The 11,216-nt window shown below is 62.9% G+C and carries 13 protein-coding genes; 3 read left to right on the top strand and 10 right to left on the bottom strand.

What is annotated here, in order from left to right; translation table 11 throughout:
• Positions 1–10: 10 nt before the first annotated feature.
• The 3 genes from LDZ23_RS01045 to LDZ23_RS01035 all read right to left on the bottom strand — a co-directional run bounded on the left by LDZ23_RS01045 (position 11) and on the right by LDZ23_RS01035 (position 3,011).
• On the bottom strand, positions 11–1,018 hold the full coding sequence (locus LDZ23_RS01045) for an SIS domain-containing protein (RefSeq protein ID WP_008351738.1): 1,008 nt from the start codon (positions 1,016–1,018) through the stop codon (positions 11–13).
• Positions 1,011–2,114 carry an N-acetylglucosamine-6-phosphate deacetylase gene (gene nagA / locus LDZ23_RS01040; RefSeq protein ID WP_008351739.1) on the bottom strand — a complete coding sequence of 368 codons (1,104 nt, stop codon included), beginning with the start codon at positions 2,112–2,114 and terminating at the stop codon, positions 1,011–1,013. The genes LDZ23_RS01045 and nagA overlap by 8 nt, the downstream gene beginning before the upstream one ends.
• Positions 2,115–2,276: 162 nt before the next feature.
• On the bottom strand, positions 2,277–3,011 hold the full coding sequence (locus LDZ23_RS01035; protein WP_008351740.1) for a GntR family transcriptional regulator: 735 nt from the start codon (positions 3,009–3,011) through the stop codon (positions 2,277–2,279).
• 314 nt (positions 3,012–3,325) lie between these two features.
• Here LDZ23_RS01035 and LDZ23_RS01030 point away from each other — a divergent pair, with 314 nt between their 5' ends.
• The gene (locus LDZ23_RS01030) at positions 3,326–4,252 is read left to right on the top strand and encodes a bifunctional helix-turn-helix transcriptional regulator/GNAT family N-acetyltransferase (protein WP_008351741.1); all 927 of its coding nucleotides are present in this window, start codon (positions 3,326–3,328) and stop codon (positions 4,250–4,252) included.
• Between the two features lie 58 nt (positions 4,253–4,310).
• Here the strand turns inward: LDZ23_RS01030 and LDZ23_RS01025 are convergent, their stop codons facing one another.
• The gene (locus LDZ23_RS01025) at positions 4,311–5,123 is read right to left on the bottom strand and encodes a MetQ/NlpA family ABC transporter substrate-binding protein (protein ID WP_008351742.1); all 813 of its coding nucleotides are present in this window, start codon (positions 5,121–5,123) and stop codon (positions 4,311–4,313) included.
• Positions 5,124–5,324: 201 nt separating this feature from the next.
• Between LDZ23_RS01025 and LDZ23_RS01020 the strand changes: the two genes are divergently transcribed.
• Positions 5,325–5,624 carry a YciI family protein gene (locus tag LDZ23_RS01020; RefSeq protein WP_008351743.1) on the top strand — a complete coding sequence of 100 codons (300 nt, stop codon included), beginning with the start codon at positions 5,325–5,327 and terminating at the stop codon, positions 5,622–5,624.
• 34 nt (positions 5,625–5,658) lie between these two features.
• Here LDZ23_RS01020 and LDZ23_RS01015 read toward each other — a convergent pair whose 3' ends face one another.
• Genes LDZ23_RS01015 through LDZ23_RS00995 form a run of 5 tightly spaced genes read right to left on the bottom strand, consistent with a single transcriptional unit; the run spans position 5,659 to position 9,762 of the window.
• A complete protein-coding gene (locus LDZ23_RS01015; protein WP_008351744.1) occupies positions 5,659–6,249 on the bottom strand; it encodes an SCO family protein in 591 nt (196 codons plus the stop codon).
• Positions 6,246–7,151, bottom strand: a complete 906-nt coding sequence (cyoE, locus tag LDZ23_RS01010; protein ID WP_008351745.1) for a heme o synthase — start codon at positions 7,149–7,151, stop codon at positions 6,246–6,248. Before cyoE ends, LDZ23_RS01015 begins: the two co-directional genes overlap by 4 nt.
• A gap of 9 nt (positions 7,152–7,160) precedes the next feature.
• Positions 7,161–8,285 carry a COX15/CtaA family protein gene (locus tag LDZ23_RS01005; RefSeq protein ID WP_008351746.1) on the bottom strand — a complete coding sequence of 375 codons (1,125 nt, stop codon included), beginning with the start codon at positions 8,283–8,285 and terminating at the stop codon, positions 7,161–7,163.
• 43 nt (positions 8,286–8,328) lie between these two features.
• A complete protein-coding gene (locus LDZ23_RS01000) occupies positions 8,329–8,979 on the bottom strand; it encodes an SCO family protein (protein ID WP_008351749.1) in 651 nt (216 codons plus the stop codon).
• A 30-nt stretch (positions 8,980–9,009) separates the two neighbouring features.
• The gene (locus tag LDZ23_RS00995; protein ID WP_008351751.1) at positions 9,010–9,762 is read right to left on the bottom strand and encodes an SURF1 family protein; all 753 of its coding nucleotides are present in this window, start codon (positions 9,760–9,762) and stop codon (positions 9,010–9,012) included.
• A 125-nt stretch (positions 9,763–9,887) separates the two neighbouring features.
• On the opposite strand from LDZ23_RS00995, the gene LDZ23_RS00990 reads away from it, so the two are divergent.
• A complete protein-coding gene (locus tag LDZ23_RS00990) occupies positions 9,888–10,097 on the top strand; it encodes a twin transmembrane helix small protein (RefSeq protein WP_008351753.1) in 210 nt (69 codons plus the stop codon).
• Between the two features lie 206 nt (positions 10,098–10,303).
• Here the strand turns inward: LDZ23_RS00990 and LDZ23_RS00985 are convergent, their stop codons facing one another.
• The gene (locus LDZ23_RS00985) at positions 10,304–11,161 is read right to left on the bottom strand and encodes a cytochrome c oxidase subunit 3 (protein ID WP_008351755.1); all 858 of its coding nucleotides are present in this window, start codon (positions 11,159–11,161) and stop codon (positions 10,304–10,306) included.
• Between the last annotated feature and the right edge of the window lie 55 nt (positions 11,162–11,216).

The raw sequence follows: 11,216 nt of genomic DNA, 5'->3' as shown, positions 1-11,216 counted from the left end.
GCTATCTCACTCAATGGGTTTCGGTGACCTTGTTCAGGTGGCGCGGCGCGTCGGGATTGCGCCCGCGCGCGGCGGCCAGACCCGCGGCCATCACGTAGAACGAAAGAATCGCGGCGATCGGATCGAGCGCGGGATGGTCCGTGGCGACGAGCGGCAGTTCCGCTTCGGCGACGTCGGCTGGGGCTGCGAGCAGCACGCGCGCGCCGCGGGCACGCATATCGGCGGCAAGCTGGATGAGACCCGCCTGCTCCGGCCCGCGCGGCGCGAATACGAGCAGCGGATAGTCGCGGTCGATGATCTCCATCGGACCGTGACGCACTTCCGCGCTGGAAAACGCTTCGGCCTGAATGCCCGACGTTTCCTTCAGCTTGAGCGCGGCTTCCTGCGCGATGGCGAGGCCGAGGCCGCGCCCGATCACGATCATGCGATCGACGCTCTTCAGTTCGTCGACGGCGCGCGTCCAGTCGAGCTTGCCGGCGGCGCGCAGCTTCTCGGGCAGCGAATCGAGCGCCTTCAGCAATTCGACGTCGCGCTGAACGTGCGCGATCACGATCGCGGAAAGCGACAGCATCGCGATATAGCTCTTGGTCGCGGCAACCGACAGTTCGGGACCGGCGAGCAGCGGCAGGAAGTATTCGCACGCGCTTTCGAGCGGCGAACCGGAGACGTTGACGGCCGCGACGGTGAACGCCCCCGCGTCGCGCAGCGCCTGCATGGTGCCGACGAGATCGGGGCTCTTGCCCGACTGCGAGAACGCGACGGCCAGTTGGCCCGAGACACGCAGCGGCGCCTGCTGCAACGTCGCGACGGACATCGGCAGCGATGCGACCGGCACGCCGATGCGGCTCATCGTCAGGCTTGCGAAATAACTGGCGGCGTGGTCGGAACTGCCACGCGCGACCGTGAGCGCGACATTGCGCGGCTGTTCCTTGAGCTTTTCCGCGAGTTCTTCGATGCGCGAGGTATCGGCGAGCTGGGCCGCGACGACGTCGGCGGACTCGAGCGCCTCATTAAGCATATTCGACAATTGATTCTCCTTCGACGTACGTGGCGGTCAGCGCGTGCTCCCGGTCGAGCACGACGAGATCGGCCCAAGCGCCGCGCGCGATGCGGCCGCGGTCTTCGAGTCCGAGATAGTCGGCGGGGAAACGCGACAGGCGATTCGAGACGTCCGCGAGCGGAATGCCCAGCGAGACGAGATTGCGCAGGGCCTGATCCATCGTCAGGGTGCTGCCGGCGAGCGTGCCGTCCGCGAGGCGCACGCCGCCCATGCATTTCGTGACGTGCTGGCTGCCGAGGCGATATTCGCCGTCGGGCATACCGGCCGCCGAGGTGCTGTCGGTCACGACGTAGAGACGCGGAATCGCGCGCATCGCGGCCCGAATCGCGCCCGGATGAACGTGCAGCAGATCAGGAATCAGTTCCGCGTATTCGGCATGCGCGAGCGCCGCGCCGACCATGCCCGGGTCGCGGTGATGCAGCGGCGACATTGCGTTGAACAGATGCGTGAAGCCGCGCGCGCCGTGCTTGAGCGCGTTCACGGCGTCGTCGTATGTGCCGAGCGAATGGCCGAGCTGCACACGCACGCCGCGCGCCGCGAGGTCCGAAATAATGTCGAGATGACCGGAGATTTCCGGCGCGATCGTGACGACGCGGATCGGCGCGAGATCGAGATACTTCAGCACTTCGTCGCGCACCGCGACGGCGGCCGCGTCCGGCTGCGCGCCGAGCTTGCCGGGATTGATGTACGGACCTTCCAGGTGCACGCCGAGCATGCGCGCGCCGCCCGCCGCGCGGTGTTTGGCCTGTTCGCCGAGACCCGCGACGACGCTCATGAGTTCGTCGCGCGGCGCGGTCATCGTGGTGGCGAGCAGGCTCGTCGTGCCGTGCTGCGCGTGCTGGCGGGCAACGGTGTCCGCCGCGTCGCCGCCTTCCATGATGTCGCGGCCGCCGCCGCCGTGAACGTGCAGATCGATAAAGCCCGGCAGGATGTAGGGCGCGTCGTTGGCGAGCGGATCGGCGATATGTCCTTCGAGCGCCGTCACGCGGCCGTTCTCGAAGCGGACCGTGCCGTGGATCCAGCCATCGGTCGTGAGTATGTTTCCTTTCAGCATGAATTTCTCTGGAAGTACGCGATGCATGGATGAGGTTCAGTGCCGTCCGCGCCGTGCTGCGAGCAGGCTTTCGTCGCGAAAGAAGCGAACGGCGTCCTTGGGTCCTCTCGTTCTCTGTTTGCTCTCTTGATGCGTCCGGATTAAGCGCGTCTGTGCCGACGCTTATCGATGCAGTTCCGCGACGAAGTCGTAGTAGTCGTCGCGACAGTAGGTGTCCGTCAATTCGATCGCGCGTTGATCCGCCGAATAGCCGATGCGCGTGATCACGAGCAGCGCTGCACGCGGCGCGACGCCCATGAGCCGCGCGATCTCCGCGCCGGCGTTCACCGCGCGAAAGTGCTGCAACGCGCGCACCACCGACAGCCCGCGCGCCTCCAGATACCGGTAGAGCGAAGCGCCGATCGCGAGTGGATCGGGCACCGCGGCGACCGGCAACGTTGAATGCTCGACCGCCATCACGATGCCGTCCGCGCGCCGCAACCGCTTCAGGCTTGCAACAGCCGCGCCCGGCGCCAGACCGAGGCGCACGGTTTCATCGCGATTCGCTGCGCGCAGTCCGCGTTCTAGCCAGATCGAATCGGGCGTGAAGCCGCGCTGCTCCATCTTTCGCGTGAAACCGGTGAGACGGGAAAGCGGATCTTCGACGCGCGGCGTGATGAAACTGCCCGCGCCTCGTACGCGCCGGATCAGACCTTGCTCGACCAGCAGCGCGATGGCCTTTCTCGCGGTGATCCGCGACACGCCCACACCTTCCGACAACGTGCGCTCGGACGGCAGCGCCTCGCCAGCCGACCAGTTGCCCGCGTGGATCGCCGTGGCGAGGCGCGACGCCAACTGAAGATAGAGCGGCGTGTCGCTCCGCGCGTCGGGTGTCAGGTCCTGCCAGCGATGCTCCATCGAAAGGTCTCACCTCAGAAGTGGAGCCCATTATATAACCAACATAATACCAGTCAACGCTAAAGCGGCGTCTCAGGACGAACGTCAAATTTCTCGCTAAATCAATGAGTTAAAAAATGTTTAGCGGCTCGATTCGGAACATGTCTGCTATTGGGACTTACCCGTACAGTAGTCCACTTGCCGAATTGGTTCCTTAATTGCCTGATAACCCATTTTTCGGGCATTTTCGTATTCGCACGGTCGTTCTTCTTTGGCACAATGCATGTATTAATTCGGATTCAGAATTAATTTCAACAAAACGAGAGACTAGAGCGATGGGCAGTTCCGATCCGAGCCGGGCCGTCGAAGCGGTGCGCCGTTTCAACCGTTTTTATGCACGCCATACCGGCGCACTCCACGAGCGGCTCCATAAAAGCTGCTTTTCGTTAACTGAAGTTCGCATCCTGCATGAGTTGGCGCAAGACCGGGCTGCCACGGCGGCCGATTTATCGCGCAACCTTGGACTTGATACGGGCTATCTCAGTCGCCTGATCAACAATTTCCAGAAGAACGGCCTCGTGGTACGGCGAAAGAACGAATCGGACGGCAGAGCGCATCTGCTTCATATCACGCCCGAAGCGAAAGCCCAGGTCGATGAGATCGATCTGCACGTATCGGCCGAGGCCGCCGCGCTGCTCAAGCGGCTGACCGCTGCCGAAATCGATCAGCTCTGCACGGCAATGGCGGACGTCGAGCGTCTGCTCTCGCCGCCGAACGCCGAAGGAGAAACGCGACTGCGCGGCCCGCGCGCCGGAGACTTCGGCTGGATGATTGAGCGCCAGGCGCATCTATATAGCGGCGAGCGGCCGAAGCTGGTCAGCGAGGCATGGGCGGCGAACATGGTCGCGAACTTTCTCGCGGAGATGCAGGCGAACACCCCGCGCATCGCGTGTTGGGTGGCGGAGCAGAACAACGCGACGCGCGTCGGTGCCGCGATACTTACTGCGGACTCCGAAAGCCGCGCACGCATCGACATGTTGTTCGTCGAACCGGGCGCGCGGCGTCGCGGACTCGGCGAGCGGCTCGTCGCGGCGTGCACGAACTTCGCGCACGGCGCTCGCTACGAACAGGTGATCTGCCGGCTGGACGAGCCCTACGAAGATTTCTGCGGACTCTTCATGCGAACCGGTTTCACGCCGGTGCAGGAGGGGAGCACGGGCATTCTTTGGCAGCGGCAGTTGCAGCAGATTTGCGTCGACTGATTGCGCCAAGGAAAACGGCGTCCCGCAGGACGCCGTTTCGAAACTCAAGCGATGACATTCAGAACGAAGGCACGACCGAGCCTTTGAACTCGCTCTTCAGGAACTGGCGGACATCTTCCGACTGGTAAGCCGCAACCAGCTTCTTCACCCACGGCTGATCCTTGTCCTTCGCGCGCACCGCGATCAGGTTCGCGTACGGGCTATGCACGTCTTCGAGCGCGATTGCGTCCTTCGTCGGCTGCAGGCCCGCGGCAAGCGCGAAGTTCGTGTTGATCGCGGCGGCATCGACGTCGGCGAGCGTGCGCGGCAATTGCGCGGCGTCGAGTTCGACGAGCTTGATCTTCTTCGGATTCTCCGCCACGTCGAGCGCCGTCGCGTTGTTGCCGTTCGCGCCCGCGCCCGCCTTCAGCTTGATGACGCCTTGCGCTTGCAGCAGCAACAGCGCGCGATTCTCGTTCGACGGATCGTTCGGCACCGCGACCTTCGCGCCTTGCGGGAGATCCTTGAGCGACTTCAGTTTCTTCGAATAGACCCCGAGCGGCGAGATATACGTCAGCCCCGCGTTGACGATCTTGTAGCCGCGCTGCTTGATCTGACTGTCGAGATACGGCTGATGCTGGAAACTGTTTGCGTCGAGATCGCCGGCGTCGAGCGCTGCGTTCGGCTGCACGTAGTCGTTGAACTCGATCACTTTCACGTTGAGCCCTTCGCGCTTCGCGACCTTCTGCACGACTTGCCAGATTTGCGCGTCAGGGCCGCTGATGGTGCCGACCTTGATCACCTTGTCGTCGGCGTGAGCGGCGAGGCTCGTGAACAACGCGGCGGAGGCCGCGACTGCGGTAATGGCTTTAAGCAAATTTCTGCGCTGCATGGTGTTCCTGTTTCGATGATGCGTGCTTGCTGGATTGCCTGATTCGTCTCCGATCGATGATCAGACCGGGTGACGGATGTTCGCACAGCATTGGTGCGACGTGAAATACAGATTGCTCATGTGAATATCCGCTGCCACGGGGTACGGCTAGAATCAACAACAGAACATCACAAATCTCGCGAGCCGGAGGCGCATCTCACCATGTACGTCATCAATCTTCGCTACACAGGCGCGCTTGCCGAGATCGACGACGCGCTCGAAGCGCATCGCGCCTATCTCGAGCGCTATTTCGCGGCGGGCGTCTTCGTGATGGCGGGACCGAAGGTGCCGCGGGATGGCGGCGTCATCGTGGCGTCAGGCATCGAGCGCGATCGGCTAGATGCGATCGTCGCGGAAGATCCGTTCGCGCAGCAAGGGCTCGCGCACTACGACATCATCGAATTCAAGGCGACGCGGCTCGCGCCGGGTCTGAATCTGCCTGAGCAGTCGCTGGACGGCTGAAAAAAGAAGTGGCCCGTTCGGGCCACTTTCGCGATCAGTCGATCAAGATCTTCAGGTCGTGAACCCACGGCTCGACGCCCTGCCCGTCGCGCGCGAAGAGACGCAGCTTGCCGTCCTTGTCGAACACGTAGCTCGCGGCGGTGTGATCCATCGTGTAGTCGTCGGGCGTCTTGCCCTGCGACTTCGCATAGTAGACGCGGAAGTCCTTGGCGAGCTTCGCGAGTTGCGCATCGTCGGCGGGCCGCAGACCGACATACGACGAGTTGAACGCCGCCACGTACTGACCGAGCAGATCGGGCGTGTCGCGCGCCGGGTCGACGGTGACCATCAGCACCTGCACGTCTTTCGCTTTGTCGCCGAGTTGCTGCATCGCTTGGGAGAGCTCGGCGAGCGTCGTCGGGCACACGTCGGGGCAATGCGTATAGCCGAAGAACAGCACCACGGCCTTGCCCTTGAAGTCCGCGAGCGTGCGCGTCTTGCCGTGTGTATCGGGCAAGGCGAAATCGCTGCCGAATTGCTTGTTCCCGGTGATGTCGAGATTCTTGAAATCCGGGGCTTTCTCGCACGCCGAAAGCAGCGCCGCGAAAAACAGCAGCGCGAAGATGCGACGAAGAATGGCCGTCATGCGCCGATCACCGTACGCACGTAGTGATCGACGAGCAGCGCGCCGAACAGCAGCGACAGGTACACGATCGAATAGCGGAAGGTCTTGCGCGCGAGCGCATCGGAATAGTCGCGATACATCTTCCACGCGTAGCCGATGAAACCCGCGCCGAGTGCGATCGCGCTCGCCAGATACACGACGCCGCTCATGCCGGAGATATACGGCATCAGCGTCACGGCGAACAGCACGAGCGTGTAGAGGAAGATGTTGAGCAGCGTGTACTTCTCGCCGTGGGTGATCGGCAACATCGGCAGGCCGGCGTTCTCGTAATCCTTGCGGCGATACAGCGCGAGCGCCCAGAAATGCGGCGGCGTCCACACGAAGATGATCAGCACGAGAATCCATGCGTCGCCGGGCACGTGTCCCGTGACCGCGGCCCAGCCGAGCGCCGGCGGCATTGCGCCCGACGCACCGCCGATCACGATGTTCTGCGGCGTGTAAGGCTTGAGCAGCAGCGTGTAGATGACCGCGTAGCCGACGAACGTGGCAATGGTGAGCCACATCGTGAGCGGATTGGTGAACGTGTAGAGCGTCCACATGCCGATGCCGCCGAGCAATGCTGAGAACGTCAAAATCTGCGTGGACGTGATCTGGCCGCGCGCGGACGGTCGCCACGCGGTGCGGCGCATTTTTGCATCGACTTTTTGCTCGACGAGACAATTGATTGCAAATGCCGCGCCGGCCAGCAACCAGATGCCGACGGCGCCGCCGATCAGCTTGTCCCACGGCACCATGCCGGGCGTGGACAGAAACATGCCGATGACGGCACAGAAAACGGCGAGCTGCGTGACGCGCGGCTTGGTCAGCGCGAGATACTGCGATGCGCGGCTGCCGAGTGGGGAGTTGAGTGTCGTGCTATCCATGATGTGGAGTCACGCTGAAACGACGTCGCGCGCGGGAACTGCGGCGCGGCCGGGACGGCTGGAAGAGATTCGAAAGTTTAGCATAACGAGTAGCAGCAACAGGATCGCGGCTCCGCCGTTGTGCGCCACCGCGACCGGCAACGGCCACTGCAGCACGATGTTCGACATGCCCGTCAGGAACTGAAGGACGATCATCAACAATACGCCGTTTGCGGGCTTTCGCAGCGATTCGAAACGTCGCAGTCTCAGCGCGAGCCACAGCAGATAAATCACGACGACGACCGCGAACGTGCGATGCGTCCAGTGAATCGCCACCAACGCGTCCTGCGAGATCACGTCACCGTCGCCGGTCATGCCGAGCGCGCGCCAGAGATGAAAGCCGTGCTCAAAATTCATTGGCGGAACCCACTGGCCGTTGCACAGCGGAAAGTCCGTGCACGCGAGCACCGCGTAATTCGTGCTGACCCAGCCGCCGAGCGCGATCTGCACGACGAGCACGAGCAAGCCGAATGCCGCGGCCGGCATCCAGCGCGCGGCGGCGGCATTCGAAACCGAGTCGAGCGATGGAATCGGCGTCATGCGCGCCGCCAGCCAGCCGAGCACGCCGAGTAGCGCGAGTCCGAGCAGCAGGTGCGTCGTGACGATCACCGGTTGCAGCTTCAGTGTGACGGTCCACGCGCCGAACGCGCCTTGCAGCAGGATAAGCAGCAGAATGCCCGTCGGCCACCACGGCGACACGTGCAGCGGACGCTTCTTGATGCGCGCCGTCCACGCGATGATCACCTGCGCGATGATGAGCACGCCGATCGCCATCGCGAAATAGCGATGCAGCATCTCGATCCACGCCTTCACCATGCTGACGGGACCGGTCGGCATCGCCTGATACGCGGCTGAAATCTGCGCATGGGCGATGAACGGCGACGACGTGCCGTAGCAGCCGGGCCAGTCCGGGCAGCCGAGGCCGGAATCGGTCAGACGCGTGAAGCCGCCGAACATGATGAGATCGAGCGTCAGGAAAGTGGTCAGCCAGACGAGTTTCCTGAACTTGTCGTCATCGGCCTTCACCCATACGTACGAGAGCGGCAGCAGCGCGATGCAGATGCCGATCAGGCCCAGTTGCAATACATAACTCATGTTTAACCTTCAAACCGCGTATTAGCCGCGTTTTAGCCGCGCTTTAGCCGATGCGCGACCACTTCAGGAGCTTTGCCACATCCCCGTTGATCTTCTTCGGATCGGGATTTTTCGGGAAGCGCATCATCAGATTGCCGTTCGGATCGACGAGAAAGATGTGATCCGTGAGCTTTGTGCCGTCATTCACCGGCAGCCACGCCGCGATCGCCTTCTCGTCGGCGACGAGCATGCGCGTGTCCGGCTGCGGATACGCGGACTTGATGACGTCGGCGACCGGCTTGTCATCGGTGCGCAGCCACACGTTCACGACGCGCTCGCGCTCGGCGTTCTGCAACACGCGCACTTGCCGCATGAAATAGAGGCGCGTCGCGCATTGCTCGTCGCAGTCGCTGCCGTTGACGGTGATCATCAGCCATTTGCCTTCGAGCGACTTGAACGGCAGGGTCTGCCCTTTTTCATCGGTGACGACGAGCTGCGCCGGAATCGGGCGCTGCGGATCGATCAGCGTGCCGTAGCTCGATGTGCCGCCCGCGGGCTTGAACACGTAGTACATCAGATACGACGCGATCACCGGCGCCGCGCACACGAGCGCGAGCAGCAAAAGCATCCAGCGGCCGCTGATCCAGGAGCCTTTCTTCGCGTTTCCTTGCTGCGTGCGTGTCTTGTCGGTGGCAGCGGAGCGTTGTGATTGCATCGGTGAAAATGTGTCTCTGTTCGTCAGTGTTCAGGCGTGATGCTCGGCTTCATCGTCGGATTCGCTGCCTATGTCGGTTGCATCGCGCTTCTTCGCGGCGCGGCGCGCGGCGTACAGGCCAAACCCGATGGCCGCCGCCGCCATGCCCCACCACTGGAACATGTAGCCGTAATTGCGCTCGACGCCGAGCGTCGGCGCGGGCCAGTCGCGCACGAGCCTGTCGCCGGTATCGTTCGTCTGCTGAATCACGAACGGCTGAAACGCCAGCCCGGTTTCGGCCGCGTACGATCCGATATCCAGGTTCTGGCGGATCTCCTTGTGCGCAGCCGATCCGCCGCTGCCCAGTTCGAACGCCTGCGACGCATTCGCGCGCGCGATCCCCTTCACCTCGACGACGCCTTTCGGCGTCTCATACGGCTCGATGCCCGTGCGGTCCGCCATGTTGCGCGGCAGCCATCCGCGATTGACGAGCACATAGCCGCCGCCCTCGAGTTTAAGCGGCATCACGACATAAAAGCCTGGCTGGTCGTTATAGGGACGATTGTCCAGATACACGACGCGCTCTGGCATGAACTCGCCGCGCGCCTCCACGCGATGGAACTCGATCGACTTGAGCGGCATCGGCTCGACGCCGACTTCGCGCGCGGGCGCATTCTCGAACGCGACGATCTGCGCGTTGAGCGCTTCCTTCTGATGCGCGCGGTCGCGCTGCCAGAAGCCGAGGCGCACCGTGATCGCGACGACGATCAGAATCAGGAGCGCGGGCCAGAACCGGATCTTCATGCCGAACGCCTAACCGTCGGCATCCGGCCGGCCGCTACACGCCGGGTTCCGTCGAGTGAGATAATGAGATAGTCCAAATTCATACTGCTCACCGTCGTTCCTGAGCAAAATCGCTGGCTGGTTTCATGCACATCTTCGTTGCTATCGCATTCATCCTTATCATCGGCAGCCTCGGCTCGGCGCTCTATTTCATGATGACCGACCGGGGCAGGACGAAGCGGATGGTGTGGTCGCTCGCCGCGCGCGTCGGGCTATCCATCTCGCTCTTCCTTTTCATCCTGTTCGCTCACTGGATGGGCTGGATTCAAACGTCGGGCGTTCCCATCGGACGCTGATCGCGACGATACGCGCAACGCGCGCCTCGCCCCGCGAGGCGAATTGTCGCGCGCGGCGCTAAAACGCACCGCCTCTTCAAACGACAACGCCGCCCCTTGAGACATCGAGGGCGGCGTGTTGATCACTGCTTCTATGCTCTCGGACCGGCGTCGCCGCCGGCCTTGCATCGCGGACGGCGCATCGCGCGCGCCCGCGTCGATATTCCTTACAGCCAGTAGACGACGACGTACAGACCCAGCCACACGACGTCGACGAAGTGCCAGTACCACGCGGCGCCCTCGAACGCGAAGTGGTGCTCCGCCGTGAAGTGACCGCGAATCAGCCGGAACATCACCACTGCCAGCATCGTGCCGCCGAGGAACACGTGGAAACCGTGGAAGCCCGTCAGCAGGAAGAACGTCGAGCCGTACACGCCGGAGTTGAGCGTCAGGTTGAGTTCGTTGTACGCGTGGAAATACTCGTAGCCCTGGCAGAACAGGAAGATGATACCGAGCAGAACAGTCGCGCCCAGCCAGATGATCGCCTTCTTGCGATGATCTTCGCGCAGCGCGTGGTGCGCCACCGTCAGCGTCGCGCCGGAAGACAGCAGAAGCGCCGTGTTGATGGTCGGCAGGGGCCACGGCACCATCGCGCGGAAATGCGGCACGAGCGCGGCGGGGCCGTTGTTCGGCCACACGGCGGTGAAGTCCGGCCAGATCAGCTTGTAGTCGAGGCTGCCGAGTTCGTGCATCGCGATGGCGCGCGCGTAGAACAGCGCGCCGAAGAACGCCGCGAAGAACATCACTTCGGAGAAGATGAACCAGCTCATGCTCCAGCGGTACGACACATCGACACGCTTGCCGTACATGCCGCCTTCGGATTCGGAGATGGCGTCGCCGAACCAGTGCCACAGCACGAACAGCACGAACAGCAAGCCGATAAACGTGCCGGCGGGCCCGAAGCTATGGCCGTTCACCCACGACGCCAGCGAGGCGAGCATGATCAGCAAGCCAGTTGCAGCCATCACCGGATGCCGCGACGGATGCGGCACGAAATAGTACGGGCTCTCGTTTTGACCGCTCATTGTTGATTCTCCACTTCGATCCAGTTGCTTGAATTTTCTTTTGCCGCCGGCAGCA

Source organism: Caballeronia zhejiangensis, assembly GCF_022879815.1.
Taxonomy (GTDB): Bacteria; Pseudomonadota; Gammaproteobacteria; order Burkholderiales; family Burkholderiaceae; genus Caballeronia; species Caballeronia zhejiangensis.
This window is presented reverse-complemented; position numbering and strand designations above follow the sequence as displayed.

Excerpts from the sequence above, each read along its gene's own strand:
- LDZ23_RS01045 (WP_008351738.1), bottom strand. The coding sequence starts at position 1,018 with ATGCTTAATGAGGCGCTCGAGTCCGCCGACGTCGTCGCGGCCCAGCTC.
- nagA (WP_008351739.1), bottom strand. The coding sequence starts at position 2,114 with ATGCTGAAAGGAAACATACTCACGACCGATGGCTGGATCCACGGCACG.
- LDZ23_RS01035 (WP_008351740.1), bottom strand. The coding sequence starts at position 3,011 with ATGGAGCATCGCTGGCAGGACCTGACACCCGACGCGCGGAGCGACACG.
- LDZ23_RS01030 (WP_008351741.1), top strand. The coding sequence starts at position 3,326 with ATGGGCAGTTCCGATCCGAGCCGGGCCGTCGAAGCGGTGCGCCGTTTC.
- LDZ23_RS01025 (WP_008351742.1), bottom strand. The coding sequence starts at position 5,123 with ATGCAGCGCAGAAATTTGCTTAAAGCCATTACCGCAGTCGCGGCCTCC.
- LDZ23_RS01020 (WP_008351743.1), top strand. The coding sequence starts at position 5,325 with ATGTACGTCATCAATCTTCGCTACACAGGCGCGCTTGCCGAGATCGAC.
- LDZ23_RS01015 (WP_008351744.1), bottom strand. The coding sequence starts at position 6,249 with ATGACGGCCATTCTTCGTCGCATCTTCGCGCTGCTGTTTTTCGCGGCG.
- cyoE (WP_008351745.1), bottom strand. The coding sequence starts at position 7,151 with ATGGATAGCACGACACTCAACTCCCCACTCGGCAGCCGCGCATCGCAG.
- LDZ23_RS01005 (WP_008351746.1), bottom strand. The coding sequence starts at position 8,285 with ATGAGTTATGTATTGCAACTGGGCCTGATCGGCATCTGCATCGCGCTG.
- LDZ23_RS01000 (WP_008351749.1), bottom strand. The coding sequence starts at position 8,979 with ATGCAATCACAACGCTCCGCTGCCACCGACAAGACACGCACGCAGCAA.
- LDZ23_RS00995 (WP_008351751.1), bottom strand. The coding sequence starts at position 9,762 with ATGAAGATCCGGTTCTGGCCCGCGCTCCTGATTCTGATCGTCGTCGCG.
- LDZ23_RS00990 (WP_008351753.1), top strand. The coding sequence starts at position 9,888 with ATGCACATCTTCGTTGCTATCGCATTCATCCTTATCATCGGCAGCCTC.
- LDZ23_RS00985 (WP_008351755.1), bottom strand. The coding sequence starts at position 11,161 with ATGAGCGGTCAAAACGAGAGCCCGTACTATTTCGTGCCGCATCCGTCG.